Annotated in this window: 23 protein-coding genes; 14 read left to right on the top strand and 9 right to left on the bottom strand. The window is 69.6% G+C overall.

Going from position 1 to position 25048, the window contains the following annotated elements; genetic code table 11:
- Positions 1-72: 72 nt before the first annotated feature.
- Positions 73-318 carry a hypothetical protein gene (locus tag QFZ27_RS11940; protein WP_429226599.1) on the top strand — a complete coding sequence of 82 codons (246 nt, stop codon included), beginning with the start codon at positions 73-75 and terminating at the stop codon, positions 316-318.
- A gap of 92 nt (positions 319-410) precedes the next feature.
- On the opposite strand, the gene QFZ27_RS11935 is transcribed toward QFZ27_RS11940, so the two are convergent.
- Positions 411-1337 carry an NmrA/HSCARG family protein gene (locus QFZ27_RS11935; RefSeq protein ID WP_429226597.1) on the bottom strand — a complete coding sequence of 309 codons (927 nt, stop codon included), beginning with the start codon at positions 1335-1337 and terminating at the stop codon, positions 411-413.
- Between the two features lie 90 nt (positions 1338-1427).
- On the opposite strand from QFZ27_RS11935, the gene QFZ27_RS11930 reads away from it, so the two are divergent.
- Complete coding sequence (locus QFZ27_RS11930) at positions 1428-1841, top strand: winged helix-turn-helix transcriptional regulator (RefSeq protein WP_429226596.1); 414 nt, start codon at positions 1428-1430, stop codon at positions 1839-1841.
- A gap of 55 nt (positions 1842-1896) precedes the next feature.
- Here the strand turns inward: QFZ27_RS11930 and QFZ27_RS11925 are convergent, their stop codons facing one another.
- The 6 genes from QFZ27_RS11925 to QFZ27_RS11900 form a co-directional block, all read right to left on the bottom strand.
- Positions 1897-2826: a Gfo/Idh/MocA family protein gene (locus tag QFZ27_RS11925; protein WP_429226595.1), complete on the bottom strand. Its 930-nt coding sequence runs from the start codon at positions 2824-2826 to the stop codon at positions 1897-1899.
- Between the two features lie 25 nt (positions 2827-2851).
- Entirely contained in the window at positions 2852-3799 is a 948-nt protein-coding gene (locus QFZ27_RS11920; protein ID WP_429226594.1) for an ABC transporter permease, read from the bottom strand.
- A complete protein-coding gene (locus QFZ27_RS11915; RefSeq protein ID WP_429226593.1) occupies positions 3796-4767 on the bottom strand; it encodes an ABC transporter permease in 972 nt (323 codons plus the stop codon). The genes QFZ27_RS11920 and QFZ27_RS11915 overlap by 4 nt, the downstream gene beginning before the upstream one ends.
- Positions 4764-6239 (bottom strand): sugar ABC transporter ATP-binding protein, encoded by a 1476-nt coding sequence (locus tag QFZ27_RS11910; RefSeq protein ID WP_429226592.1) that lies wholly within the window; start codon positions 6237-6239, stop codon positions 4764-4766. Before QFZ27_RS11910 ends, QFZ27_RS11915 begins: the two co-directional genes overlap by 4 nt.
- A 244-nt stretch (positions 6240-6483) precedes the next feature.
- A complete protein-coding gene (locus tag QFZ27_RS11905) occupies positions 6484-7548 on the bottom strand; it encodes an ABC transporter substrate-binding protein (protein WP_429226590.1) in 1065 nt (354 codons plus the stop codon).
- Positions 7549-7691: 143 nt separating this feature from the next.
- On the bottom strand, positions 7692-8621 hold the full coding sequence (locus QFZ27_RS11900) for a LysR family transcriptional regulator (RefSeq protein ID WP_429226589.1): 930 nt from the start codon (positions 8619-8621) through the stop codon (positions 7692-7694).
- Positions 8622-8755: 134 nt separating this feature from the next.
- Between QFZ27_RS11900 and QFZ27_RS11895 the strand changes: the two genes are divergently transcribed.
- The 8 genes from QFZ27_RS11895 (at position 8756) to QFZ27_RS11860 (ending at position 16557) form a co-directional block, all read left to right on the top strand.
- Positions 8756-9610, top strand: coding sequence for a dimethylarginine dimethylaminohydrolase family protein (locus tag QFZ27_RS11895; protein WP_429226588.1), 855 nt, complete (start codon positions 8756-8758; stop codon positions 9608-9610).
- 6 nt (positions 9611-9616) lie between these two features.
- Positions 9617-10807 carry an aminotransferase gene (locus QFZ27_RS11890; RefSeq protein WP_429226587.1) on the top strand — a complete coding sequence of 397 codons (1191 nt, stop codon included), beginning with the start codon at positions 9617-9619 and terminating at the stop codon, positions 10805-10807.
- Between the two features lie 19 nt (positions 10808-10826).
- On the top strand, positions 10827-11927 hold the full coding sequence (locus QFZ27_RS11885; protein WP_429226586.1) for an ABC transporter substrate-binding protein: 1101 nt from the start codon (positions 10827-10829) through the stop codon (positions 11925-11927).
- Positions 11928-11992: 65 nt separating this feature from the next.
- Positions 11993-13045, top strand: coding sequence for an ABC transporter ATP-binding protein (locus tag QFZ27_RS11880; RefSeq protein ID WP_429226585.1), 1053 nt, complete (start codon positions 11993-11995; stop codon positions 13043-13045).
- Positions 13046-13328: 283 nt separating this feature from the next.
- Positions 13329-14213, top strand: a complete 885-nt coding sequence (locus tag QFZ27_RS11875) for an ABC transporter permease (RefSeq protein ID WP_429226584.1) — start codon at positions 13329-13331, stop codon at positions 14211-14213.
- Between the two features lie 2 nt (positions 14214-14215).
- On the top strand, positions 14216-15013 hold the full coding sequence (locus QFZ27_RS11870; protein WP_429226583.1) for an ABC transporter permease: 798 nt from the start codon (positions 14216-14218) through the stop codon (positions 15011-15013).
- 45 nt (positions 15014-15058) lie between these two features.
- The gene (locus tag QFZ27_RS11865; RefSeq protein ID WP_429226582.1) at positions 15059-16036 is read left to right on the top strand and encodes a heparin lyase I family protein; all 978 of its coding nucleotides are present in this window, start codon (positions 15059-15061) and stop codon (positions 16034-16036) included.
- 95 nt (positions 16037-16131) lie between these two features.
- On the top strand, positions 16132-16557 hold the full coding sequence (locus tag QFZ27_RS11860) for an organic hydroperoxide resistance protein (RefSeq protein WP_429226581.1): 426 nt from the start codon (positions 16132-16134) through the stop codon (positions 16555-16557).
- Between the two features lie 156 nt (positions 16558-16713).
- Here QFZ27_RS11860 and bla read toward each other — a convergent pair whose 3' ends face one another.
- Positions 16714-17610, bottom strand: a complete 897-nt coding sequence (gene bla / locus QFZ27_RS11855) for a class A beta-lactamase (RefSeq protein WP_429226580.1) — start codon at positions 17608-17610, stop codon at positions 16714-16716.
- 344 nt (positions 17611-17954) lie between these two features.
- Here bla and QFZ27_RS11850 point away from each other — a divergent pair, with 344 nt between their 5' ends.
- Entirely contained in the window at positions 17955-18827 is an 873-nt protein-coding gene (locus QFZ27_RS11850) for a LysR family transcriptional regulator (protein ID WP_429226579.1), read from the top strand.
- 444 nt (positions 18828-19271) lie between these two features.
- Here the strand turns inward: QFZ27_RS11850 and QFZ27_RS11845 are convergent, their stop codons facing one another.
- On the bottom strand, positions 19272-22193 hold the full coding sequence (locus QFZ27_RS11845) for an ATP-binding protein (RefSeq protein ID WP_429226577.1): 2922 nt from the start codon (positions 22191-22193) through the stop codon (positions 19272-19274).
- A 485-nt stretch (positions 22194-22678) separates the two neighbouring features.
- Between QFZ27_RS11845 and QFZ27_RS11840 the strand changes: the two genes are divergently transcribed.
- The 3 genes from QFZ27_RS11840 to QFZ27_RS11830 all read left to right on the top strand — a co-directional run bounded on the left by QFZ27_RS11840 (position 22679) and on the right by QFZ27_RS11830 (position 25048).
- On the top strand, positions 22679-23962 hold the full coding sequence (locus QFZ27_RS11840; protein WP_429226576.1) for an epoxide hydrolase family protein: 1284 nt from the start codon (positions 22679-22681) through the stop codon (positions 23960-23962).
- 106 nt (positions 23963-24068) lie between these two features.
- Positions 24069-24635 (top strand): helix-turn-helix domain-containing protein, encoded by a 567-nt coding sequence (locus QFZ27_RS11835; RefSeq protein ID WP_429226575.1) that lies wholly within the window; start codon positions 24069-24071, stop codon positions 24633-24635.
- Positions 24632-25048 (top strand): organic hydroperoxide resistance protein, encoded by a 417-nt coding sequence (locus QFZ27_RS11830; RefSeq protein ID WP_429226574.1) that lies wholly within the window; start codon positions 24632-24634, stop codon positions 25046-25048. Before QFZ27_RS11835 ends, QFZ27_RS11830 begins: the two co-directional genes overlap by 4 nt.

Here is a 25048-nt window from a genome sequence, read left to right as displayed (position 1 = left end):
GGTCTCCGGACCGGCGCGGGCCCTTCCCCTGTGCTATGCTCGGCGGAACGAACCGACAGGGGGAGGACTATGATGCGTGGCGTTCTGCTCGGCCTTGCGGGCCTGATCGCGCTGGCAGGGCCGGCCTGGGCGGCCGGCGAGTACGGCGTGTTCTGCGCCGACGGGCGGATCGAGATCGAGATGCGCACCCTGGAGCAGGAGAAGACCGCCCGCGGCAGCAATGTCTGCCAGTTCGGCGCCTTCGACTACCTCTCGGACGCCCAGAGCTTCGTGGCCAAGAACTTCGGCAGCCAGGGCGCGTCCTGCGCCTGCAAGTGAGGCCTATCCTTTTGCCGTCATGGGGCGGGTCCTACGTGTCCGCCTCTCAGCAACGGCGATCGGGAGCGGACGAGTTCGGGCTGATTTGGTCGTTACGCGTACCCGTAATCCCACGCACCAGCCGTTCCGAGAGCCTTTTGAAAAGCCTCGCGACCTGTGCCGTTGAGCCAGGAACGGAAGGATTGCAGATTCGGATTGATCTCCCGCAGGGCATCGAGGTTCGCTTTCCCCGTAAGTCGTCCCGCATCGAACAGCTCGGTCAGTTTCGCGAGGAAGGGATTGGCTGACAGAACCTCGTCGGAAAAGCGCGCATAGGGTATCGGACGACCCGCGGCCTCGGTAAACAAGGCCTCCAGCTCTCGACCTGCGACGGTATCACTTGCGACCTCGATCGTCGCGCCGCCGAAGTGCCCCGAGTCGGCGAAGATCGGCGCGACGAATTTGCCGATATCCTCGACCGCTAGAAGCTGCATCGGCTGGTCTCTCTTGGCGAAGAAATTGAACTGGCCCTGGTCCAGGCCGAAGCCAGGCATCAGCAGCATCTCCATGAAAGCCACCGGCCGGATCACGGTCGCGGTGATCGGCAGCGTGCGGATATGGGCCTCGATGCGGGCCTTCGTATCGAAATGCCCCATGCCGGTCGGTTCGTCGCCGACGGCCCCGGAGGAACTGTAGACGAGGTGTTGGACGGCGCTCTCGACCGCGAGATCGGCAATTGCGATTCCGTAGTGCAACTCTTCTTCGTCGGTCAGCCCGAGATCGGGCCCCTGACCCGAACTTGGTTGCACGCTGAAAACGCCGTGGACGCCCTTCATTCCCTCCCGAATCGATTGGACACAGGCAAAATCGCCCTGCACCAGCTCGACACCGGCGTCGTTCAGCGCGATCGATTTCGCTGATTGAGGATTACGCACCAAAGCACGAACCGGCCAGCCCGCCTCAAGAAGCGCGGAAGCGACCGATCCGCCCTGTTGGCCAGTAGCGCCGAATACCAAGATCGGCTGCTTGTCATCGGACATGGAACACCCTCGTGTTTGAACAAGGGTTACTCATATATACCACTGCGGAACAGCCGGAAGACGGCACATTTCTCTACCTCAGGCACAAGGATGGTACGCTTGGACCGAGTGATTCACGGACGACCCTATGAGGAAACCGGCCAAGGCCCCGCGTTCAGGCCCTGCGCCCCCCACAGCGTCCTCGCTCGCCTTGGCGACAAATGGACGATCCTGGTCATGAGCCATCTTGCGGTGGCGTCCGGGCATCGACTCCGCTTCTCCAGTCTCAAGAGCGGCATCGAGGGAATTACTCAGCGCATGCTTACGCTCACGTTACGCAATCTGGAACGTGACGGCCTTCTGGTGCGCCACTACTTCCCGGAAGTGCCCCCGCGCGTCGAGTACGAACTGACCGAAATGGGCGCCAGCATGCTGCCTGCGCTTGAGGGATTCACTTCCTGGATCAGGGACAATTGGCCCCGTATCGAGCAATGCCGCCATGCCTATGACGGGGCCCGGCGTTGAAGCGGAGCGACCTTATCCAGGCTCCGCCTTCAGCCACTCGCGAAGGACCGCCTTCTCACCACTCGAACGCGTCGGTGCTCAGCCGTTTGCCGACCAGCATGGCATCGGCGACCAGGCGCAGGGGCGCGCCGTCGACGTCGCTGCGGCGGGCGGCGAGCAGATCGGCGAAGTGCTCGTAGATCCGCTCGTACTCCTCGCTCGGCGCCTCCGCCACGACCGTGCCGCCGACCGACAGGGCGCCGCCGCCCTTGAACAGCCGGGCCGGGCGGCCGTCCGCCGTCTCGATCGTCATGTGCCACTTCTCGTCACCCTGCTCGCGCCAGTCGAAATCGGCGGTCAGGGTGGGCGCCGCCGGGTCGGTGCTGCCGAACACGACCTGGGCCGCGATCGGCGTCTGCCGGTTGGCGGGATAGGTCAGCTCCGCGCTGCGGACGAAGGGCACGAAGGGCAGGATGCGGGTGAAGATCGACAGCGCGTTGATGCCGGGGTCGAACACCCCGAAGCCGCCGGGCGCCCACACCCAGTCCTGGCCCGGATGCCATTTGCGGACATCCTCGCGCCATTCGATCTTCACCGACCGGACGCCCACGGCCAGCAGGTCCCGCGCCGCCTCGACCGCCGGGTTGAAGCGCGAATGCCAGGTGGCGAACAGCACGCGGCCCTGGGCCGCGGCCGTCGCCTCGAGATCGGCCAACTCGGTCAGCGTCGCCGCCGGCGGCTTCTCCAGCAGCACATCCTTGCCGGCCAGCAGCGCCTCGCGGGCGAGGCCGTGGCGCACCTCCGGCGGGGTGTTGACCGCGACGATGCCGATATCCGGCCGGGCGGTGTAGAGCTCGGCCGGGGTGCGGTAGCTCGGCACGCCGCCATGGCCGAGGCCGCGGGTGCTGACCACCGCCGCCAGCTCGAACGAACCGCTCTTGTCGATCACCGGCAGATGCTGATCCTGGGTGATCTTGCCGAGGCCGATGACGGCGATCTTATGCACTGGGTCTCTCCTTCGAACGCCGATGTCAGCGCGTCTTCTCGCCGCCCGCCGCGACGATCACGGCGATGATGATCAGGCCGGTCAGCACCAGCCGCAACCCGGTTCCGGTGCCGAGCGCGTTCAGCATCGTCACCAGCAGGAACAGGAACAGCGAAGCCCCCCACAGCCCCGGCAGGTTGGCCCGGCCGCCGGCGACGCTGGTGCCGCCGATCACCACCACGGCGATCGAGTTCAGCAGGTAGTCCTTGCCCATGTCGAGCGATGCGCCGCCGAAATACCCGGCCATCAAGGCCCCGGCCAGCCCGGCGAAGCCGCCGGACAGGGCATAGGTCAGGAACCGCGTGCGCTCGACCTTTACCCCGGCCAGATGGGCGGCGCGCGGGTTCTGCCCGACCGCCAGCACCGACCGGCCGAAAATCGTGCGCTGCAGCACCACCGCCATGACCGCGGCCAGCGCGAAGCCGGCCACCGCCATCACCGGCACGCCCGCGATCTGCCAGGTGGTGAAGGCGGCGAAGCCCTCCGGCGGCGACACTCGCAGCCCACGGCCATAGGCGATGGCGACCGACTGGAACACCAGGCTGGAAGACAGGGTGGCGATGATCGGCGGCATGGCGAAGCCGCGGATCAGGGCCCAGTTGGCGATGCCGACCGCCAGGCCGGCGGCCACCGCCGCGGCCAGCCCCGGCAAGATCATGCCGTCCTGCCCGGCCATCACGATCATGGCGACCGAGCCGGACAGGGCGATGTTGGACGGGATCGACAGGTCGATGTTGCCCGGTCCCATCGCGATCACGAACATCTGGCCGATGGCGACGACGACGAAGAACACGCCGAAGCTGAGCGCGGCGGTCAGCACCTGCCCCGCCCCCTCGCCCGCGGCGATGGCGACCACCGCCAGCCACAGCAGCACCGCCCCGACCCAGGACCACAGCCAGGGCCGGTCGGCGGCCCACACCGAAACTCGGGTCATCGCCGCCTCCGGCTGGTCAAGGCCCTGAGGGCCAGGACGATGATCAGAATCGCGCCCTGGGCGCCGATCTGCCAGTCGGGCGAGATCCGCATGAAGGTCAGCAGCGATCCCGCGAGGGTCAGCACCAGCGCGCCGACCACCGCCCCGACCGGCGACACCCGACCGCCGACGAAGTCGCAGCCGCCGAGGATGGCGCCGGCGATCGACAGCAGGGTGTAGCGCTGGGCGATGTTGCTGTCGCCCGAGGTCGAGAGGCCCAGCAGCGACAGCCCGGCCAGCAGGCCGAACACCCCGGCCAGGGCGTAGAGTCCGACCCGGATCCGCAGCAGCGACCAACCGGCCCGGGTGATCGCCTTCGGGTTGCCGCCGGCGCCGCGCAGCACCGCGCCGAGGGCCGAGCGCATCAGGAACAGATGCACCAGCGCGGCCAGCCCGATGGCCACCAGGATCGGCAGCGGCACGAAGGGCGGCTTCCAGCTCATCGCCGCGCGCAGCCAGGCCGGGCTGGCGCCGCCCGGCGAGGGCAGCACCAGGATGGCGAGGCCGAGCCAGACGAAGCTCATCCCCAGCGTCACCACCAGCGACGGCACGTTGCGCCAATGGATCAGCGCGCCTGCCGCGGCATAGGCCAGGACGCCGCCGGCGAGCACGGCGATGCCGAGCAGGGGCTCGTTGACCAGCCAGGTCGCGGCGACGCAGGTGACGAAGCCGACATAGGCGCCGATGCCGAGGTCGAGATCGTTGACCGTCAGCATGCACATCTGCGCCAGGGTGGCGAACATGATCGGGATGGCCAAGCCGAGCATCAGGTTCAGCCCGAAATAGCTCATCGTTCTCGGGTTGATCAGGAAGATCGGCACCAGGATCGCGACCAGCGACAGGAAGGGCAGCAGCGCCCGCCAGGTCGAGGCGCGGGTCAAGGGCGCGGTCCAGGATGGCCGCGGCCGGGGCAAGGCGAGATCGGTCATGAGGCGCGGCGCTCTTCTTCCGCGAAGGAGGCCTGGAGGACGGCGGATTCGGTCAGCTGCGACCGGCTGAGATCGGCGACGATGCGGTTGTTGCGGAACACATAGACATGGTCGCAGTGCTCCAGCTCCTCCATCTCGGTGGTGTACCAGAGGAAGGCACGGCCCTGCTGCGCCTGGGCCCGCACGAGCCCGTAGACCTCGTGCTTGGTGCCGACATCGACGCCGCGCATCGGGTCGTCCATCAGCACGGTGTCGGCGTCGCAGCCCAGCGCACGGGCGAACAGCGCCTTCTGCTGGTTGCCGCCGGACAGCGTGAGGATACCGCCGGACAGATCGGGCGCGCGGATGCCGATCCGCTCCTGCCACTCCCGGCCCAGCGCCGCCTCGGCGGCGGGCGAGATCAGGCCGAAGCGGCGCAGCGCCGCCAGCGAGCGGATGGTGATGTTGCGCTCGATCGACCACAGCGGGAACACGCCCTCGGTCTGGCGGTCGCCGGCGACGAAGGCGACGCGGCCGCGCACCTCCATGCCGCGGCGCAGGCCGAAGCGCGACCCCGTGGCGGTGTCGTAGACCCGCTGCAGCAGGCGGCTCTGGCCGTGCCCGGCCAGGCCGGCGAGGCCGATGATCTCGCCCTCGCGCGCCACCAGTTCCAGCCCTGCCCCGGCCGGCACACGCACCCGGACCGGCGCCGAGCGGTCGACTTCCGCCCGGGCCTCCGCGGCGGCGGAGGCGGCATGGCCCATGGCGGCGACCAGGCCGGGCTTGTCGATCTCGCCAGCGGTCCAGGCGCCGACCACCCGGCCGTCGCGCATCACCACGATGCGGCCGGCGGTCGACAGGATCTCGCCCAGGATATGGGTGATCAGGATCACCGCCAGCCCCTCGGCCACCCGCCGCCGGACATAGTCCAGTAGTTGTCCGGCAGCGACGGCGTCGAGCGAGGAGGTCGGCTCGTCCAGGATCACGAGGTGCAGCGGCGCATCCGTGACGCTGAAGGCGCGGGCGATCTCGACCATCTGGCGCCGGCCGATCGACAGGTCCGCCACCTCGGCCTCCGGCGCGATGCCGTGGCCGGGGAAGATGCGGTCGAGCGTGCCGATGATGAGGTCGCCGGCGCGGCGGCGCCATCCCGGGCCGGTCAGGCCGGGATGGGTGATCCGCGCATTCTCCGCCACCGTCAGGTTGGGGCAGAGCGACAGCTCCTGGAATACGCAGCGGATGCCGAGCGCCTGGGCCGGGCCGATGGCGTAGCGGCCGGTGCGGTCCTCGCCCAGCACGGTCAGCCGCCCCTGGTCCGGCGCCAGGGTGCCGGCCAGCACGTTCATCAGCGTCGACTTGCCGGCGCCGTTGTGCCCGGCCAGGCCGAGGCACTCGCCGGGCGCGACCGCGAGGTCGACCCCGCCCAGCGCCCTGACCGCCCCGAAGCTCTTGGCCACCCCGGCGAAGTCGACGATCGGTACAGCAGCAGTCATGCCAATCCTGCCTTGCCTCGCCCAAGTTCCACCCTCCCCCTCCCCCCGCGGGAGGGGGCAGGGGGAGGGGGTGTCGATGACGGGAGCCGGCGTACAGGAAGCCTTGACCTCTGCCGCGCCGAGACGACGCTCGACATCGATCCTATCGGCGCCAGCCCCCTCCCCCTGCCCCCTCCCGCAAGGGGAGGGGGAGGATGGAAGGGACGGGCCGGTCCCGACGGCAGCATGCCGGCTCTCAGTCTGCTTACCCCTCCGTCGGCGTCGCCGGCAGGTCCTTGCCGGCGGCGATGGCGTCGATCAGCTTGACCGTCCAATCCTGCGGGTAGGTCGCGTTGGTGACGCCGCCGTCCGGCGTGTGGGCCAGCCAGTAGTCGAGCTTGGCCTGCTCCACCACCACGGTCGGCAGCCGCAGGTCCTTCGGCACGTCCTTGCCCGCCAGGATCTGCTGCGCCACCCAGAAGGCGACCTGGGCCGAGCCCGGCGCGATCGACAGGCTCATCGTCTCATAGCCGCTGGCGGTCTGCTCCTTCCACCACTTCAGCTCTTCGTAGCGGTTGCCCATGATGATCAGGGGCACCTTGCGCCCTGCCGCCTGGAAAGCCTGGGCGACGCCGTAGCCGTCGCCGCCCTGGGTCACCACCGCGTCGATCTCCGGCAGGGTCGGCAGGATGCCGGCGACCTCGCGCTGCGCCACGGTCTGGGTCCAGTCGCCATGCACCGAGCCGGCGATCGAGAAGCCGGAATGGGCCTTCACCCCGGCCTCGATGCCCTTGTGGATCTCGTCGTCGACGAAGACGCCGGCCAGGCCGCGGATCTCCAAGAGCTTGCCGCCCTGCATCCGGGTGGCGAGGTAGTCCATCTGGGCCTTGCCCATGCCCTCGAAATCGATGGCGATGCGCCAGGCGCAGGGCTCGGTGACGATGCCGTCGAAGGAGACGACGACGATGCCGGCGTCGCAGGCCTCCTTCACCGCGCCGTTGACCGCGGTCGGCGAGGCCGCGTCGATCACGATCGCGTCATAGCCCTGCAGGATCATGTTCTGGATCTGCGCCGCCTGGTCGGTCGGCGAGTTGTCGGCGGTGGTGAAGGCCGGGGCCTCGGCCACCAGCTTCTTCTCGACCGCCGCCTTGCCGACCTCGTCCCAGCTCTTCAGCATCGCCTGGCGCCAGGAATTGCCGGCGTAGTTGTTGCTGAGCGCGATCTTCTTGCCCGAGGTGTCGCCGGTGGCGACGCCATCCGCCGCATGGGCCGGCACCGCGGCGACGCCGCACAGGAGCGCCGCCAGCGCCCAGTTTCTCACACCACGCATGGACCTTGGTCCTCCCGAAATTTTCTGTCCGGAATCGCGTCCGGCGGCGGCACTATCGGATTTATCAGACAAATTGACAAGTGTTCGAAACTTTAAACAAATGTGCCCTTTCCGGCCTGATTTCCCGGCCTGGGCAGGCCGCTTCAGGCGCGCGATGCGGGCTCCGCGACAGACGGTCGCGACGCCTGCAGGTCCTGGATCAGCAGCTTCGCCGCGCGGGAGACGGTGGCCCCTTTGCGGGTCACGATCTCGAACGGCGCGTCATACGACAAGAGCGCCGGCAACAGCTGGTACAGCCGGCCCGCCGCCTGCCATGGCGCCGCATAATGGGTCGGCAGGAACCCGATATAGCCGCCGGACAGGATCAGGATCGCCTGCGCCTCCATGCAGTCGACCGTGGCCGCGGCCGAGGCCTCGGACAGGCCCAGCCGCCCCAGGTCGCTGAGATTCCAGTAGCCGCGCGTGATCAGCCGCTCACGCCGTATCTGGTCCAGGGTCTCCGGACTGTCCGGCGCGCCGAACAGCCGATGCCCGGCGCCGCAGTAGCACACCTGCCTTTCGCGATAGAGCGGCGTATAGACCAGCCCCGCGATGTGCCGCGGGAAGGCGCTGACGACAAGGTCGAGCCGCCCGTCCAGCAGCCGCTGCTCCAGCAGCGGCGGCGTGTCGATCGCCAGATGCAGGTGCACCCGGTGGTCGCGGTCGCCGAAGCGGCGCAGTCCGTCGATCACCGGCGATCCCGGGTCGCCCGCCGTGGCGTCGACCAGCCCGACGCGCAGGTCGCCCGCCAGCCGGGCGTCCAGGGCCAGGGTCTCGGCCCGGAACCCTTCCACCGCCTCCAGCAGGCGGCGCGCCGCGTCATAGACCGCCCGCCCCTTTTCGGTCAGGCGGAAGCCGGACCGGCCGCGCTCGCACAGCCGGGCGCCGAGCCGCTGCTCGAGATGCGCCATCTGGGTCGAGACGGTGGAGGCGCCGAGATTGAGCGCCGCCTGCGCCGCGGCGAAGCCGCCGGCATCGGCCACGGTGACGAAGATCCGCAGCAGCCGCAGCTCGACATCCGATACGTTCTTCATGGCGATACGTTCTTCATGCCGACGAGATTACATCGAGAAACCGCGAAGTGAACGTCGCGACGCCGCTATTTTTCAGTGCCGCGACATTTGTCATCCTTCCGGCAACGAAACGGTGACGAACAGCGAGGCGGCGCGTGACCTGGACCCTGGATTCCGAGACCGGAGTGCTGCGCGACGTGCTGCTGGCGACGCCGGAGCACTATGCCTGGCAGCCGACCAACAGCATCGCCCGGGCCACGCTGGAGGCCGGATCGGCCTATGACCATCAGCGGGTGCAGGGCCAGTACCGGCAGATGGTCGATGCGCTGGAGAGCGCCGGCGTCACCTGCCACTACCTGAAGCTCGAGCCGCACCTGCCCTATCAGGTCTACACCCGGGATTCGAGCCAGGTGACGCCCTGGGGCCCGGTGGTGACCCAGCTGTTCCGGCCGCAGCGGCGCGGCGAATACGCCTCCGTCATCGAGTTCTACCAGCAGCATGGCGGCGTCTGGCGCTACGCCACCGACGGCACGCTTGAGGGCGGCGACATCCACATCATCCGCCCCGGGCTGGTGCTGATCGGCAGCTCCGGCGAGCGCACCAACGAGGCCGGCGCCCGCCAGTTCGCCCGCTGGTTCGAGGCCGAGGGCTGGGAGGCGCGGGTCGAGCCCTTCCCCGAGCATTTCCTGCATCTCGACGTGATCTTCTGCATGGCCGCGGACGGGCTGGCCGTGGCCTGCACCGAGGTGCTGGACGACGGCCTGCTGGACTGGCTGCGCGGCCATCGCATCAAGCTGATCGACGTCACCTACAAGGAGGTGATGCGGATGGGCTGCAACCTGCTGGCGCTGGGCGGCGGCCGGGTGCTGTCGCCGAAGCACAGCGCCCGGGTGAACGCCCTGCTGCGGGCCGAGGGGCTGACCGTGCTGGAGCCGGAGCTGGACCTGCTGGCGGCCGGCGGCGGCAGCATCCACTGCATGACCATGCCGCTGCGCCGCGATCCGGTATAGTAGGCCATGACGACGCTCAACCCCCTCCTCGCCGCGGTCGCGGCGCCGCCGATCGCCGAGGCCCAGCGCTGGGTCGAGGGCCGCTTCTTCCCGGCCGACCGGCCGCTGATCGACCTGGCCCAGGCGGTGCCGGGCTATTCCCCGCCGGAGGCGCTGACGGCGCATCTGGCGGAGCGGCTGCGCGACCCGGCCGTGCACCGCTACACCGCGATCCTCGGCCTGCCGGCCCTGCGCGCGGCGCTGGCGGCGCGCTTCGCCCGCTATTACGGCGGCGCCATCGGCCCGGCCCCCATCACCTCGGCCAACGTGGCGATCACCGCCGGCTGCAACCAGGCCTTCTGCCTGACCATGGCGGCGCTGGCCCGCCCCGGCGACCAGGTGGTGCTGCCCCTGCCCTACTACTTCAACCACCGCATGTGGCTGGATGCGACCGGCATCGAGGCGCTGCACCCGGCCTTCCGGCCCGATGCCGGCGGCGTGCCGGATGTCGATGAGGTGGCGCGGCTGGTCACCGACCGCACCCGCGCCATCGTGCTGGTGACGCCGAACAACCCGACCGGCGCGATCTATCCGGCCGAGACGCTGCGCGCCTTCTACGACCTGGCCAAGCGCCGTGGCATCGCCCTGGTGCTGGACGAGACCTATATCGACTTCCTGCCGACCGACGACCGGCCGCACGACCTGTTCGAGGACCCGGACTGGGCGTCGACGGTGGTGCATCTGTACAGCTTCTCCAAGGTCTTCGCGATCACCGGCCACCGCGTCGGCGCCCTGACCGCCGGGCCGGCGCTGATGGCGCAGATCGAGAAGGCGATGGATTGCGTCGCCATCTGCGCCCCCCGCATCGGCCAGGAGGCGGCGCTGTTCGGACTGGACCAGCTCGGCGGCTGGGTCCAGGGCAACACCGCGGCGATGCGCGAGCGGGCGAAGGTGTTCCGCACTGCCCTGTCGCAGCTGGGGGGCTGGCGGCTGGTCAGCCTGGGCGCCTTCTTCGCCTATCTCGAGCACCCCTTCCCGGAGCGCAACGCGGTCGAGGTGGCCCGCGGGCTGGCGTTGGAGCACAATCTCCTGACTCTGCCGGGCAGCATGTTCGGGCCGGGGCAGGAGCGTTTCCTGCGCGTCGCCTTCGCCAATGTCGGCAGCGACGCGGCCCCGATCGTCGCGGACCGGCTGACGGCCGCGCTGGCGCTATCATAAGAAAACACGAGGAGGTTTCATGAACCGCGAGATCTATCGCTATTCCCCGAGCCGGCGGACGCTGCTGAAGCTGTCCGCCGCCGGCGCCGCTTTGGCCACGATCGGCCGGGCGCCCTTCGTGCATGCGCAGGAGCGCAGCATCAAGATCGGCACCTATGGCGGCTATTTCGAGGAGAGCTTCGGCAAGCACGTCTTCCCGGAGTTCACCAAGGCCAGCGGCATCAAGGTCGAGGGCGTCGGCGAACCGACCGGCGAGGCCTGGCTGGTGCAGCTGCAGACCGCGGCCAATGCCGGCGAGGCCCCGGCCGACGTGTCGATGATGGCCCAGGTGGCCATGCTGCGCGGCATCAAGTCCGGCCTGTGGCAGGCGCTGGACCCGGCGAAGATGCCGGGCGCCGCGAAGGTGTTCCCGGAGTTCCTGAACAAATACGATGACGGCCGCATCGCCGGCGTCGCTGCGGTGGCCTGGTTCATCACCCTGGTCACCAACACCGAGACCTACAAGGACGCGCCGACCAGCTGGGCCGCCCTGTGGGACAAGGCGAATGAGGGCAAGCTGGGCCTGATGGCGCTGGCCAGCAACTCGTTCCTGCTGGAGATCGCCGCCCACACCCATTTCGGCGGCAACAGCGACATCCTGGCGACCAATGAGGGCGTCGAGAAGGTGCTGGCCAAGCTGGCCGAGCTGAAGCCCAACGTGTCGCTGTGGTACCGCGACGAGGGCCAGTTCCAGAGCGCCCTGCAGTCGGGCGAGATCCCGATGGGCGAGTATTATCACGACGTCACCGGCCTCGCGATCAAGGACGGCTTCCCGGTGCGCTCGACCTTCCCGAAGGAGGGCGGCGTGTCCGACCGCGGCTCCTGGGCCGTCAGCAAGGCGTCGAAGAAGCTGGAGGAGGCGCATGTCTTCATCGACTACATGTGCCAGCCGACCCAGCAGGAGACGCTGTCGCGCAAGGTCGGCACCGCGCCGATCGTGCCGCGCGAGCTGCTGAGCCTGTCGGCGGAGGAGTTCGCCGCCGTCTCCAGCGACGTCAAGCCGATCATCCCGGACTACAAGCTGTACACCGAGCGCGGCGACTGGGTCGCGGAGAAGTGGACGGCAATGATCACCGGCTGATCAGAGAGCGCGCCCCGGCCGGACATCCGGCCGGGGCCTTCCTTTCGAGACAGGACCCGCGCCGCATGCACGAGCTCCGCCTCCAGGGCATCGCCAAGGATTACGGCCGGGTCACCGCCGTCACCGATGTCGATTTGGCCGTCCCGGCCGGCAAGCTGGTCTGCTTCCTCGGCCCGTCGGGCTGCGGCAAGACCACGCTGCTGCGCATCATCGCCGGACTCGAATCCCCGACCAAGGGCCAGCTGCTGCTGGACGGCCGCGACGTCACCCCGGTGCCGACGCATCAGCGCAACTTCGGCATGGTGTTCCAGTCGCTGGCGCTGTTCGACCACCTGACCGTCGGCGAGAACATCGCCTATGCCCTGCGCATCCGCGGTGCCGACAAGGCGGCGCAGCGCAAGCGGGCGGAGGAGCTGCTGGCCCTGGTGCAGCTGCCTGGCGTGGCCGACCGCCATGTCTCGCAGCTGTCCGGCGGCCAGCGCCAGCGCGTCGCCATCGCCCGGGCCCTGGCGATCGACCCCAGCCTGTTCCTGCTGGACGAGCCGCTGTCGGCGCTGGACGCCAAGCTGCGCGAGGCGATGCAGATCGAGCTGCGGCAGCTGCAGCAGCGCCTGGGCGTCACCACTATCCTGGTCACCCATGACCAGCGCGAGGCCATGACCATGGCCGACGTCATCGTGGTGATGGGCCAGGGCCGCATCCAGCAGGCCGGCGCGCCCCTGGAGATCTACCGCCGCCCGGCCAACGCCTTCGTTGCAGACTTCATCGGCACCGGCAACCTGCTGCCGGTCCGGGTCGACGGCGGGGGCCTGCGCCTCGGCGACGCCGTGCTGACCGCGAGCGAAGGGCTGGGCGGCCTCGTTTCCGGTGCCGGCGCCACCCTGCTGGTGCGGCCGGAGGAGGTGCAACTGCGGCCGGCCGGCGAGGCAGGCCCGAACCGGGTGGCGGGCACGGTCGATTTCGTGCGCGACGTCGGCAATTCGGTCGAGGTCTATGTCGACTGCGCCGGCACCCGGCTGGTCGCCGCCGCCGCGCGCAAGGACCTGCCGCCGATCGCCGCCGGCCAGAGCGTGACGGTCGAGCTGCCCCCCGACTCCTGCGTGGTGCTGGCGGCATGACCGCGATGCGCCGGCCCTCTGCGCCGATCCTCTCCCGCCTCCCTGGCACGAACGTGTTGCCTCTCCCGCTTGCGGGAGAGGTCGGAGACGCGAAGCGGCTCCGGGTGAGGGCCTTGCGGCCGCGGTCCCGGGATCGCCGCTTCAGGAGGGGGCAGATCGTCCGCTCGCCCATGGGGTGGTCCGTGAGCCTGGTGAGGCCGCCGGCCCTCACCCGGACATCCTTCGGATGTCCGACCTCTCCCGCAAGCGGGAGAGGCAACGCGCACTGCTCCGGGAGGGTCGCATGACTGCGGTCGCGACATCGGCTCCGACAGCCGCAGCCCCCTCGGCCCCCCACGGCTTCATCGCCCGATTGCCGGCGCTGTGGCCGGCGGCGATGCTGGGCGTGTTCTTCCTGATCCCGTTCGTGATCATGGTGGCGTTCAGCTTCTACCACCGGGTCGAGGGCGGGCTGTACGAGCCGGCCCTCGAGCTCGACAACTACGCCCGGTTCTGGACCCCGCTGTTCACCCGGGTGCTGGGCTTCTCGCTGATGATCTGCGGCCTGGCGGCCGTGGTCTGCGTCATCGCCGCGGTGCCCTTCACCTGGTGCCTCAGCCGCACCCGCCGGCCGGCGCAGGTGGCGTGGCTGGTCTGCATCCTGTCGATCCTGTCGCTGTCGGAAGTGATCATGGGCTTCGCCTGGTCGATCCTGCTGTCGCGATCGGCCGGCCTGTCCAACCTGCTGGTCACGCTCGGCCTGCTCTCTACGCCCGAGGCCTGGACGCCGGGCTTCGGCGCCCTCCTGATGGGCCTCTGCTTCATCGGCTTCCCCTATTCGGTGCTGATGCTGTACCCGGCGGTGAACCGCCTCGACCCCGAGATCACCGAGGCCGCCCGCACGCTCGGCGCCTCGCCGCTGCGCGGCTTCTTCACCGTGGTGATCCCGTCGCTGCGGCAGGCGATCCTGGCCACCGCCATCCTGGTCTTCGTCTTCACCCTGGGCTGCTATGTGCTGCCGCAGGTGCTGGGCAAGCCGGAGCACTGGACCCTGTCGGTGCTGATCACCGACCAGGCGATCTACCAGTCCAACATCCCCTTCGCCGCGGCGCTAGCGGTGTTCCTGGTGCTGGTCAGCCTGGCCCTGATCGGGCTGACCCTGCTGCTCGGCCAGAACCGGAGGCGCTGACCATGGGACGCATGCTCAGCCGCCTCTATATGGGCCTGATCGGGGCCGTGCTGCTGGCGCCGATCATCGTCATCATCGGCGTGTCGCTGAACGAGAAGAAGCGCCTGCTGTTCCCGCCACAGGGCCTCTCGGTCGCCTGGTACGGCGAGATGCTGCAGGACCCGGAATGGGTCGGCGCGCTGAGCAACAGCGTGATCATCGCCGTGCTCGCCGCCGCCCTGTCGGTGTCGATCGCGCTGCCGATGGCCTGGTATCTGTGGCGCTGGAACCCGCGCTGGGGCCGCGCCCTCTACACCCTCGGCATCGCCCCCTTCATCCTGCCGCCGGTGGTCTCGGCGCTGGGCTTCCTGATCTTCTGGCAGATCGTCGGCCTGTACGGGCACATCGCCGCCACCATCATCTCGCACGGCATCTTCTTCGTCACCCTGCCGCTGGTGAACATCGCCCTCGGCCTGGCCTCGATCGACAAGGCGGCGGTGGAGGCGGCGCGCACGCTGGGCGCCGACGAGCGCACGGTGTTCCGCACCATCGTGCTGCCCCTGGCGCGGCCCTACATCATCTCCGGCTACGCCTTCGCCTTCGTGCTGAGCCTGAACGAGTACATCGTCGCCTACATGGTGGCCGGGTCGACGGTGGAGACGCTGCCGATCAAGATCTTCAACGCCCTGCGCTACGGCTATACCCCGGTGATGGCGTCGGTGACGGTGCTGTTCGTGGTGGTGGCGGCGCTGGTGTTCTCGCTGGTGGCCTGGCGCGGCGACCTGCCGCGTCTTCTGGGGGCCACCCGGCCGCCGCGTTGACCTATCCTGCCGCTTCGCTTCCCGATTCGGCAGTCCGACAGATCGATGCTTCCAGCCTTCCTACGGTGGCACCTGCCAGCGTTCATCCTTTTCCTGGCCGCCACCCCGGCCGCCGCCGACCCGGCGACCGATTCGGTCACCGACGGGTTCGAAGGCGGGCGCATTCCGCCGCAGATCTGGTCGCCCTGCCGGCGGCCGGAGGGGCGCTTCTTCATCGACGACATGCTGGCGCGGTCCGGCCGGTATTCGGCCGGCATGGCGCTACTGCCGACGCCGGACCTGCCGCCCGAGGTCGAGGCGGTCAACACCGAGCACCGGCGCAGCGGCTGCATCGATTCCGACCGCGACATGGACTTCATGGCCGGCAGCGACCAGCGGGCCGAGCTGTGGCTGCGCGACACCGAGGAGAAGGGCACCGACCTCTGGTACGGCTTCAGCTTCCGCATCGACGGTGCGCCGGCGCCCGCGGCCGACAGCCGGCGCCTGCTGGTCGGGCAGTGGAAGCAGGCCGGCCAGTACAGCCCCTTCCTCGGCCAGCGCTTCCGCGACCGCAAGTTCTACCTGACCGTGGAGCAGGACGGGCCGGCCCGGCTGCAGCAATGCCGGGTGCTGGTGGCCTGGGAGGACGGCTTCGACGTCTCGGAGTTCCCGCCGCATCGCAGCTTCCTGCATGACGGTTTCGACGCGGCCGGCAACAAGCTGGCGCCCGACTACACCGCCGATTGCGGCAGCGACCTGACCATCGACCGCGAGGCGACGCTGCCCTCGCCCTATGGCGCCTGGGTCGACATGGTGGTGCACATCAAGGTCGACGCGCAGCCGGACGACCTGATCGAGGTCTGGGCCAACGGCCGGAAGATCGTCACGGTCCACGGCCGGCTGGGCTACCGCGACAGCGGCCGGCAGTACTTCAAGATCGGGCCGTACCGCGACCCCGCCGACACCACGGTGGTGGCGCATCTCGACAATTTCGGCTTGGGCCACAGCTTCGAAGAGGTCGATCCTCGGCGGTTCGACCGATAGTGTCGGATCCGGGTGGCAGCCTCAGGCCGCCACCCCATCTCTGTATCGTCTTCCCCTGGCCGCATCGCCGGTGCGGCTCAACCCAGGAGCCTGCAATGAGCAAGCCTGAGAAGATCATCTACAAGGCCACCGCCACCTCCACCGGCGGCCGCGACGGTCGCGCGAAATCGTCCGACGGCATCATCGACCTGGCGCTGGCGGTGCCGACGGAGATGGGCGGCAAGGGCGGCGCCACCAATCCGGAGCAGCTGTTCGCCTCCGGCTATTCCGCCTGCTTCCTGGGCGCGCTGAAGTTCGTGGCGGGCAAGGAAAAGGTGGCGGTCCCGGCCGACGCCTCGGTGAAGGCCGAGGTCGGCATCGGCGAGATCCCCGGCGGCTTCGGCATCGATGTCGACCTGACGGTCTCGCTGCCCGGCATGGACAAGGCCCAGGCGCAGGCGCTGGTGGAGAAGGCGCACCACGTCTGCCCGTACTCCAACGCCACTCGCAACAATGTCGACGTCCGGCTGCACATCGCCTGACGCACCGGCGGCGTCATACGGGCGCCCCGAGACATAACCCGTCATGGCGAGCCCCAAGGGGCGCGGCCATCCAGCGGCTCGATCTCTGGATGGCCACGGCGCTGCGCGCCTCGCCATGACGAGAAAGGGCGGAGGGGTCGATCTCAAAGACCCCGCTTACACCTGCGACACGATCCGCCCGATCTCGGCGACCACCGGGTTGCGCTGCTCGAAGCTCTGCGACGGCAGCTCGCAATAGGCGGTGACGATCACCGGGCCACGCTCCGGCGGCCAGGCGATTGCGACGTCGTTGGTGCTGCCTTCGGGGTTGCCGCCGGTGCCGGTCTTGTCGCCGACCAGCCAGCCTGCCGGGAAGCCGGCCCGCAGCCGGGTGTCGCCGGTCTTGTTGGTGATCAGCCAGGCCGCCAGCTGGTGGCGGGAGGACGCCGACAGCGCGTCGCCGAACAGCAGCTTGCGCAGCGTCTCCAGCACGGCCGCCGGCGTCGTGGTGTCGCGTGGATCGCCCGGCCCGGCATAGGCGTTCAGCGTCGGCTCGGTGCGGTCGAGCCGCGAGACTTCGTCGCCGAGCGAGCGGAGGAAGGCGGTCAGCCCGGCCGGGCCGCCGAAGCTGGCCAGCAGCAGGTTGCCCGCCGTGTTGTCGCTGTAGGTCACCGCCGCATCGCACAGCTCGGCCACCGTTACCCCGGCGCCGCCGACGTGCGGCTCGAGCACCGACTTGCCCACGAGATCCTTGCGCGAGATCACGATTCGCCGGTCGAGCCGCTCCTGCTTCCAGTCGACCCGAGCGAGGACGAAGGCCGCTGCCAGCGCCTTGAAGGTGCTGCACAGCAGGAAGCGCTCATCGGCCCGATAGCCGATGCGGGCGCCGGTCGCGAGGTTCAGCGCGGCGACGCCGAGGCGGCCGCCATTCGCGCGTTCAAGCTCGGCCAGCCGGTCCGCGGCGTCGGACTGCGCCTGCGCCGCCGTCGGGAGAGCGGCCAGCGCGGGAACCGCAAGCAGAGAGCCGGCCAGCGCCAGCCGGCGCGATACCAGGATGGTCAATTCAGTCTCCATGAGTCGGGTGGCTGCCGGACGGGCCCTTGTCCGGGATGGCGCCGAGCTCGCCCGCGCCGTTCGACCCCTGAATAAGCGGACGGCATGCCCCTGGCCAAACGAGGAATACTTCGCATAGACATGAGCTGATGTTGGCCTCGGAGGCACCGTACGCATTGCTCCCGGTTGAAGGCATCCGGATGTAGAAGAGGGCTAGCTCTCAATCTCTTTGTCATCGCCGGGCTTGACCCGGCGATCCATGGGCCACCCAGAACGGCGTCGACGCTCTCTGGATGCCCGGGTCAAGCCCGGGCATGACAGTTGTGGGCTATGGCTCAACCAACCGCACAGCAGTGGATCCGACCATGGAAGTCTCGAAGATGCCGCTCAACGCCCTGCGGGCCTTCGAGGCGTCCGCCCGGCTGGGCAGCTTCACCCGCGCGGGGCTGGAGCTGCGGGTCACGCAGACCGCCATCAGCCATCAGGTGAAGGCGCTGGAGGAGACGCTGGGCGTGACCCTGTTCGAGCGCCTGCCGCGCGGCCTGGCCCTGACCGATGAAGGGCTGGCGCTGCTGCCGGTGCTGACCGACGCGTTCCGGCGCATGAGCGCGACGCTGAGCCAGTTCGAGGACGGCAATTTCCAGGAGATCCTGACCGTCGGCGTGGTCGCCAGCTTCGCGACCGGCTGGCTGCTGCGGCGGCTGCACGGCTTCAAGCAGCAGAACCCCTCCGTGGATCTGCGCATCAAGACCAACAACAACACCGCCGACATGCTGCTTGACGGGCTGGACTGGTTCATCCGCTTCGGCGACGGCGCCTGGCACGGCACCGATGCGGTGCGCCTGATGGACGCCCCCCTGTCGCCGGTCTGCGCCCCGTCGCTTCGCCCGCGCCTTCGGGACCCGGCGGACCTGGCGGGCGAGCAGCTGCTGCGCTCGTACCGGGTCGACGAATGGCGCCTGTGGTTCCGCGCCGCCGGCATCGAGCCGCCGAAGCTGCGGGGCTGGATGTTCGACTCCTCGCTGACCTTGGTGGAGGCCGCGGCGCAGGGAGTCGGGGTCGCCCTCGTTCCCGTCGCCATGTTTGACCGGGAGATCGAGGCGGGGCGGATCGTCCAGCCCTTCGACGTCACGGCATCCACGGGCAGCTATTGGCTGACGCGGCTGAAATCGCGATCCGAGACGGCGTCGATGCAGGCCTTCGCCCGATGGATCAGGGCGGAGATCGACGGAGCTTAGCGGCATCGGATCGGCGTCAGGCGCCGCCGATGGCCGGTCGTCCTCGACAGCCCGACAGCAGACAATCTGGAGTGACGTTGCCAGCATTGCATGTATGATATTTTGCAAATATTAACTCTGTATTGCATAAATCCACAAAACCTTGACCAACAAAAGCCATATCTGTACAATGAGGCGATAGAATTCTGGAGCGGGAAGGAAAAGAAAATGAACCAACAAATATTCGATCAGATATGCAATCCATTCACAAAAATTACAAATGACCTTCCACTAATTATTCAAATGATATCAGATCAATCTGAGAGTAGTTTGACGAGAGGGCAGAAATTTTTTCTTCAGGCATATAGTGGATCTCCGAATTCGACGTCGATATACCACTCCTCAGATAATATCCAGCATTTCTCGTGGACAGGAACCCTGGCGAGCAATCAGACTACGGTAGACCTATTCGTCCTTTCCTGATCGCCGCACGGGTGTGCGTCGTCCCTTCGCGGAAGCCTGACTTGAGACGTCTCGAGCCTGGTCCAGGGTCGCCAGCAGGCGGGCGGCCGCCTGCAGATCCGCGGTCTCCACCCCCTCGGTGAAGCGGTCGAACACCGGCCGCAGCAGTGCTGCGGCCTCGCTGCGCCGGCCCTCGCCGGCCAGCAAGGCCGCCAGGTCGGTCGCGGTCCGCAGCTCCCAGGCCGGCGCGGCTTGGTGACGTGCACCCTCCAGCGACTGCCGGAAGCACGCCTCGGCCTCCGCCGCCCGCGGCATTGCCAGCAGCAGCAGGCCCTTCACCCGCAGCAGCTCCGGCATGTAGACGAGGTCGCCGCGGGCCTCGACCCGGCGGATCGTCGCCTCGACCAGGGCCAGGCCCTCGGCCGCCCGGCCGGTCGCCGCGAGACCCTCGGCCAGCGCGATCTCGAGCACCGTGGTCAGCACCTCGTAGCGCGCGCCGCGCAGCGTCGCCAGGCCGGCCCGCAGCCCTTCGACACCCGCCTCGGCGTCGCCGCGGCGGACGGCCAGCGCCGCGGCAAGAGCCTGGCCCACGGCGAGATAGGGCCCGAGGGAATGGGTACCGGCGCGCGCGGTGAACCACGCCACATGCTGCTCGGCGCTGCGCAGGTCGCCGGTCCACAGGAACACGGTGATCGCCCAGATCATGGCCACGGACAGCGTGACCGGGTGATCCATGCGCTCGGCCTCGCGCACGGCCCGGCGCGCCTGCTCCACGGCCTGGGCCGGATGGCCCTGCAGCCACAGGGTGCGGGCCAAGATGGCGCCCGACAGGTTCTGGCCCTCGAAGCCGAGATAGATCGTGCTGGCCCGCGGCCCGCCCGGCTGGTGCCGCAGCGCCGCCTCCAGCGCTGCCCGCGCCCCGGCGAGATCGCCGGCCAGGTGCAGCGACATGCCGAGCAGGAAATGCGCCAGCGCCGCGGCCGCCGGGTCCTCGACCGCGCCGGCCAGGGCGGCGCCCCGCTTTCCCAGCTCCAGGGCGATGTCGAACGCCCCGGTCCGCAGATGAAACATGTGCAGCGGGCCCAGCACCACCAGCTGGCCGAGCGCGTCGCCGCGGGAATCGGCGATCGCCAGGGCCCGCTCCAGCGCCAGGCGCGCGGCGTCGCTGCCGCCCTGCAGGAACATCAGCGCCATCCCCAGCGCCGCCTGCAGGTGCATCTCGTCGCTGCCGCCGCGGGCGTCGCCGAGGGCGAGAACCGCCCGCTCCGACCAGCGCCGGCATTCGGTCAGCAGCGACATCGCCAGGAAGACCGGCGCCGCGGCCGCGGCCAGGGCGACGCCGAGGCCGCCATCGCCGCCGGGGCCGAAGCACCAGTCCAGCGCCGCGCGGACATTGTTCATCGCGGACAAATACGGCCCCCGCACCGCCGCGTTCGACAGAGCCGGCCATTCGCCGCCGAGCTGCTCCAGCCAGCGCCGGTAATAGCCGGCATGGCGCGCGGCCAGGACAGTGCGCTCGGCGTCGTCCGCGATCTGCAGGGCATAGGCACGGGTGGTGTCCAGCAGCCGGTAACGCATCATCGCGCCGATCGGGCGGGTGGCGACCATCGACTTGGCGACCAGGCTGTCGATCGCGGCGAACAACTCGGCGTCGTCCACCGCCCCGCCGGTCGCCACGCCCAGCGCCGCCTCGATCGTGAACGGCCCGACGAAGACGGCGAGGCGGCGCAGCACCAGGCGCTCCGGCTCGGACAGCAGGCCATAGCTCCAGTCCAGCGTCGCCTGCAGGGTGCGCTGCCGCGGCGGCGCGTTGCGCTGGCCGGTCCAGGACAGCGGCAGGCGCTGGTCCAGCAGGGCCGCGGTCTGCCGCAGGCCATAGGCCTGGACCCGCCCCGCCGCCAGCTCGATCGCCAGCGCCACGCCGTCGAGCCTGCGGCAGATCTCCGCCACCAAGGCGGCGTCCGCGTCGCTGAGATCGAGCGGGGCGCCGGCCGCCGCGGCGCGCTCCAGGAACAGCTGGGCAGCCGGGAACTCCACGGCCGCCGCGGCGGTGAGGCCGGGGTCGTCCGGCGGGCTGTCCAACGGCGCGAGATGGTGGACCTGCTCGCCCTCGACCCGCAGCGCCTCGCGGCTGGTGGCCAGGATGTGGACCTCGGGCGCGGCCCGGAAGATCTCCGCCGCCAGGGCGGCCGCCCCGTCGATGACGTGCTCGCAGCTGTCCAGCACCAGCAGGAAGCGCCGGCCGCGCAGATGGGCGATCAGGCCGGGGACCGGGTCCTCCGACCGGATCGGCAGGCCCAGCATCGACGCCACCGCGACCGGCACCAGGCGCGGATCGGCCAGCAGCCCGAAATCGACGAACATGGCGGCGCCGGCGAACGCCTCGAGCAGCTCGTGCGTGACCGCCACGGCGACCGTGGTCTTGCCGACCCCGCCGGGGCCGACGACCGTGACGAAGCGTGCCGCCGCAAGCTGGGCCGACAGCGCCCGGACCTCCTCCTCCCGTCCCACCATCCGCGCCAGCCGCGCCGGTAGAGAGGTGCCTCCGGTGAAGGGGGCCGTGCCGTCCGCAGCCTGGCCCAGCGGGGCCGACCGCAGCACCGGCGCGACGAAGCAGTAGCCCCGGCCCGGCAGGGTGGTGATGTAGCGCGCGCCGTCCTGGCCGTCGCCGAGCGCCTTGCGCAACGCGACGATGTGGAAGCGCAGGCTGCCTTCCTCGACCGTCACGTCGGGCCACACCTCGGCCATCAGCTCGCGCTTGCCGACCGGCTCGTTCGGGCGCGAGACCAGCGCGACCAGAATGTCCAGGGCCCGAGCGCCGAGATCGACCGGGACGCCGTCCCGGGTCAGCAGCCGCTCGCCCGCGGCCAGGCGGAAGGGACCGAAGGAAAAGACGTCCCCGGCCTGGGCCGACCCCATCATCATTCGCCACTTTCCGCCACGGTTCGACTCGGCCGCATGCTAGCCCGGATATCTCACACCCCCTACGCCCTGCGTCGTCTTCCTACGCCCTGCGTCGTCTTCCGGTGAGTCGGATGCGGGGGCGGGACGCGAAAAGCGTATAGGGACATACGGTTGAGCGGCCCGCCCCCGCAGGCGGCCATCGCAAGACGACCCTTCGGGCCGGTTGAAAATGCCGATGGGGTGCGTCGAACGGCTTGCCCGATGCATAAGCATCGCGCTGCGCCGCTCTCCTGCCCCGTCGGCATTTTGAACCGGCGCAGGACGCAGGGGTGTGAGATATCCGGGCTGGGGGAAGGGCCGGCGCGGCACCACCAAGGCCCGCCGGGCGCAGAACGCAGCAATCGGCGGCAAACCCGGCGGTCCCGTGAAAGCACGGCCGTGACCGCGGCGCTAGGGTCGCGCCCGGACCGGCCACGGGCCGTCCGTCTTGCAGCAGAGGAACGATCATGTCCGACGCAGTGCCGTCCGCCACCCGGCGCGGCTTCCTGGCGACGTCCGCAACCGCGATTGCCGCTGCCGGCGCGCTGAGCACCCTGCCCGCCCGGCTGGCCGCGGCCGCCCAGGGCAGCGCCATCCGCCCGTTCCGCGTCGAGGTGCCCGAGGACGCGCTGGCCGATCTGCGCCGGCGCATCGCGGCGACGCGCTGGCCGGGCCGGGAGACCGTCGCCGACGCATCCCAGGGCGTGCAGCTGGCGCGGCTGCAGGCCCTGGTGCGCTACTGGGGTACTGATTACGACTGGCGCAAGGTCGAGGCGAAGCTGAACGCCCTGCCGCTGTTCGTGACCGAGATCGACGGGCTCGACATCCAGTTCATCCATGTCCGCTCGAGGCACGAGAACGCCCTGCCGCTGATCATGACCCATGGCTGGCCGGGGTCGATCCTGGAGCTGGTGAAGGTCATCGGCCCGCTGACCGACCCCACGGCGCATGGCGGCAGCGCGGACGACGCGTTCCACCTGGTGGTGCCGTCGCTGCCCGGCTTCGGCTTCTCCGGCAAGCCGGCCGCCACCGGCTGGGATTCGAACCATATCGCCCGCGCCTGGGGCGAACTGATGGCGCGGCTGGGCTACACGCGCTTCGTGTCCCAGGGCGGCGATTGCGGATCGGTGATCTCGCACCGGATGGCGATGCAGACCGTGCCGGGGCTGATCGGCATCCATGTCAACATGCCCGCCACCGTGCCGGCCGAGCTGCAGCCGCTGCTGGCGCAGGGCCTGCCCGCCCCGGCCGGGCTGCCGGCCCCGGAGAAGGCGGCCTATGACCAGCTGAACGACTTCTACCAGAACAACACCGGCTACGCGGCCATGATGGTGACCCGGCCGCAGACCGTGGGCTACGCCCTGGCGGATTCGCCGGTCGGCCAGGCCGCCTGGACGTACGACAAGATCGCGCAATGGACCTATAGCGGCGGCGATCCGGAGAAATCCCTGACCCGGGACGAGATCCTGGACGACATCTCGCTCTACTGGCTCACCGACAGCGCCACCTCCGCGGCGCAGATCTACTGGGAAGACCACTCCAACAACTTCAACGCGGTGGACATCTCGCTGCCCGCGGCGGTGACGATCTTCCCGGGCGAGATCTATCGCGCGCCGCGCAGCTGGGTCGAGCGCGCCTATCACACGCTGATCCACTTCAGCCAGGTCGACAAGGGCGGCCACTTCGCGGCCTGGGAGGAGCCCGAGCTGTTCGCCACCGAGGTCCGTGCCGCCTTCCGCTCGCTGCGCTGACGGCACCTCACGACAGCCTCTAACACCGCCTCACAAGCCCTAACGAGCGTCCTCCCGAGCCGCCGCCTAGATATCGGTCATCGACGACGGCCTGGAGGACGCAAGGATGGAGAAGGACGGGACAAGCCTCGCGGCTTTTTCCACCGACGCGTCCTGCGGCCCGACCGAGACCGCCGCGACGCTGATCGAGGATGTCCGCCGCGGGCTGGTGCGGGATCCGGCGGCCGCGCGCGCCGCCGCGGTCCGGCTGGTGACGCTGCTGACCCTGTCGGGCGCCGCCGAGGGCACCCGCGGCGGGCTGGCCCCGTGGCAGAAGCGCCGGGTCGACCGCCATCTGCGGCGGTCGCTGCATCGGCCGCTGCGCCTGGAGGAGCTGGCCGAGCAGGCGGCGCTGAGCGTCAGCCACTTCGCCCGCGCCTTCAAGGACAGCTTCGGCACCACCCCGCACAGCTACATCACCGGCCTGCGGCTGCAACGCGCGCAACGGCTGATGCTGACCACAGGCGAGCCGCTGAGCCAGATCGCCCTGGCCTGCGGCCTGGCCAACCAGGCGCATCTGTCGAAGCTGTTCCGCCGCTGGTTCGGCGAGACCCCGAGCGCGTGGCGCCGGCGCAACCTGACGGCGCAGGCGGTCACACCCACAACCGTTTCATCACCGAGGACCCCATCATGACCCGGATCGACAAGGTGCTGTACACCGGCAAGACCCACACCACCGGCGGCCGCGACGGCATGGCCCGCAGCTCCGACGGCCGGCTGGACATCAAGCTGTCGCCCCCCGGCGGCCCGGGCACCGGCACCAATCCGGAGCAGCTGTTCGCCGCCGGCTGGTCGGCCTGCTTCATCGGCGCGATGGGCCGCGCGGCGACCGAGATGAAGGTCACCCTGCCGGCCGACCGCGCCGTCGACGCCGAGATCGACCTGGGCACCACCGACGGCGCCTTCTTCCTGCAGGCCCGGCTGACCATCACCCTGCCCGGCCTGGACCGCGAGGTCGCCCAGGCGGTGGTCGAGGCCGCGCATCAGCTCTGCCCCTATTCCAAGGCCACCCGCGGCAATATCGACGTCACCCTGACCGTGATCTGA

It is taken from the genome of Inquilinus ginsengisoli, assembly GCF_050434925.1.
In the GTDB taxonomy this organism is placed as follows: domain Bacteria; phylum Pseudomonadota; class Alphaproteobacteria; order DSM-16000; family Inquilinaceae; genus Inquilinus; species Inquilinus ginsengisoli_B.
Note: the sequence above shows the minus strand (reverse complement) of the source record. Positions and strands in the feature narration are given on the sequence as shown.

Bases quoted from the DNA above. Each gene is read 5' to 3' on its own strand.
- QFZ27_RS11940 (WP_429226599.1), top strand. From the start codon at position 73: ATGCGTGGCGTTCTGCTCGGCCTTGCGGGCCTGATCGCGCTGGCAGGG.
- QFZ27_RS11935 (WP_429226597.1), bottom strand. From the start codon at position 1,337: ATGTCCGATGACAAGCAGCCGATCTTGGTATTCGGCGCTACTGGCCAA.
- QFZ27_RS11930 (WP_429226596.1), top strand. From the start codon at position 1,428: ATGGTACGCTTGGACCGAGTGATTCACGGACGACCCTATGAGGAAACC.
- QFZ27_RS11920 (WP_429226594.1), bottom strand. From the start codon at position 3,799: ATGACCCGAGTTTCGGTGTGGGCCGCCGACCGGCCCTGGCTGTGGTCC.
- QFZ27_RS11915 (WP_429226593.1), bottom strand. From the start codon at position 4,767: ATGACCGATCTCGCCTTGCCCCGGCCGCGGCCATCCTGGACCGCGCCC.
- QFZ27_RS11910 (WP_429226592.1), bottom strand. From the start codon at position 6,239: ATGACTGCTGCTGTACCGATCGTCGACTTCGCCGGGGTGGCCAAGAGC.
- QFZ27_RS11905 (WP_429226590.1), bottom strand. From the start codon at position 7,548: ATGCGTGGTGTGAGAAACTGGGCGCTGGCGGCGCTCCTGTGCGGCGTC.
- QFZ27_RS11900 (WP_429226589.1), bottom strand. From the start codon at position 8,621: ATGAAGAACGTATCGGATGTCGAGCTGCGGCTGCTGCGGATCTTCGTC.
- QFZ27_RS11890 (WP_429226587.1), top strand. From the start codon at position 9,617: ATGACGACGCTCAACCCCCTCCTCGCCGCGGTCGCGGCGCCGCCGATC.
- QFZ27_RS11885 (WP_429226586.1), top strand. From the start codon at position 10,827: ATGAACCGCGAGATCTATCGCTATTCCCCGAGCCGGCGGACGCTGCTG.
- QFZ27_RS11880 (WP_429226585.1), top strand. From the start codon at position 11,993: ATGCACGAGCTCCGCCTCCAGGGCATCGCCAAGGATTACGGCCGGGTC.
- QFZ27_RS11875 (WP_429226584.1), top strand. From the start codon at position 13,329: ATGACTGCGGTCGCGACATCGGCTCCGACAGCCGCAGCCCCCTCGGCC.
- QFZ27_RS11870 (WP_429226583.1), top strand. From the start codon at position 14,216: ATGGGACGCATGCTCAGCCGCCTCTATATGGGCCTGATCGGGGCCGTG.
- QFZ27_RS11865 (WP_429226582.1), top strand. From the start codon at position 15,059: ATGCTTCCAGCCTTCCTACGGTGGCACCTGCCAGCGTTCATCCTTTTC.
- QFZ27_RS11860 (WP_429226581.1), top strand. From the start codon at position 16,132: ATGAGCAAGCCTGAGAAGATCATCTACAAGGCCACCGCCACCTCCACC.
- bla (WP_429226580.1), bottom strand. From the start codon at position 17,610: ATGGAGACTGAATTGACCATCCTGGTATCGCGCCGGCTGGCGCTGGCC.
- QFZ27_RS11850 (WP_429226579.1), top strand. From the start codon at position 17,955: ATGGAAGTCTCGAAGATGCCGCTCAACGCCCTGCGGGCCTTCGAGGCG.
- QFZ27_RS11845 (WP_429226577.1), bottom strand. From the start codon at position 22,193: ATGATGATGGGGTCGGCCCAGGCCGGGGACGTCTTTTCCTTCGGTCCC.
- QFZ27_RS11840 (WP_429226576.1), top strand. From the start codon at position 22,679: ATGTCCGACGCAGTGCCGTCCGCCACCCGGCGCGGCTTCCTGGCGACG.
- QFZ27_RS11835 (WP_429226575.1), top strand. From the start codon at position 24,069: ATGGAGAAGGACGGGACAAGCCTCGCGGCTTTTTCCACCGACGCGTCC.
- QFZ27_RS11830 (WP_429226574.1), top strand. From the start codon at position 24,632: ATGACCCGGATCGACAAGGTGCTGTACACCGGCAAGACCCACACCACC.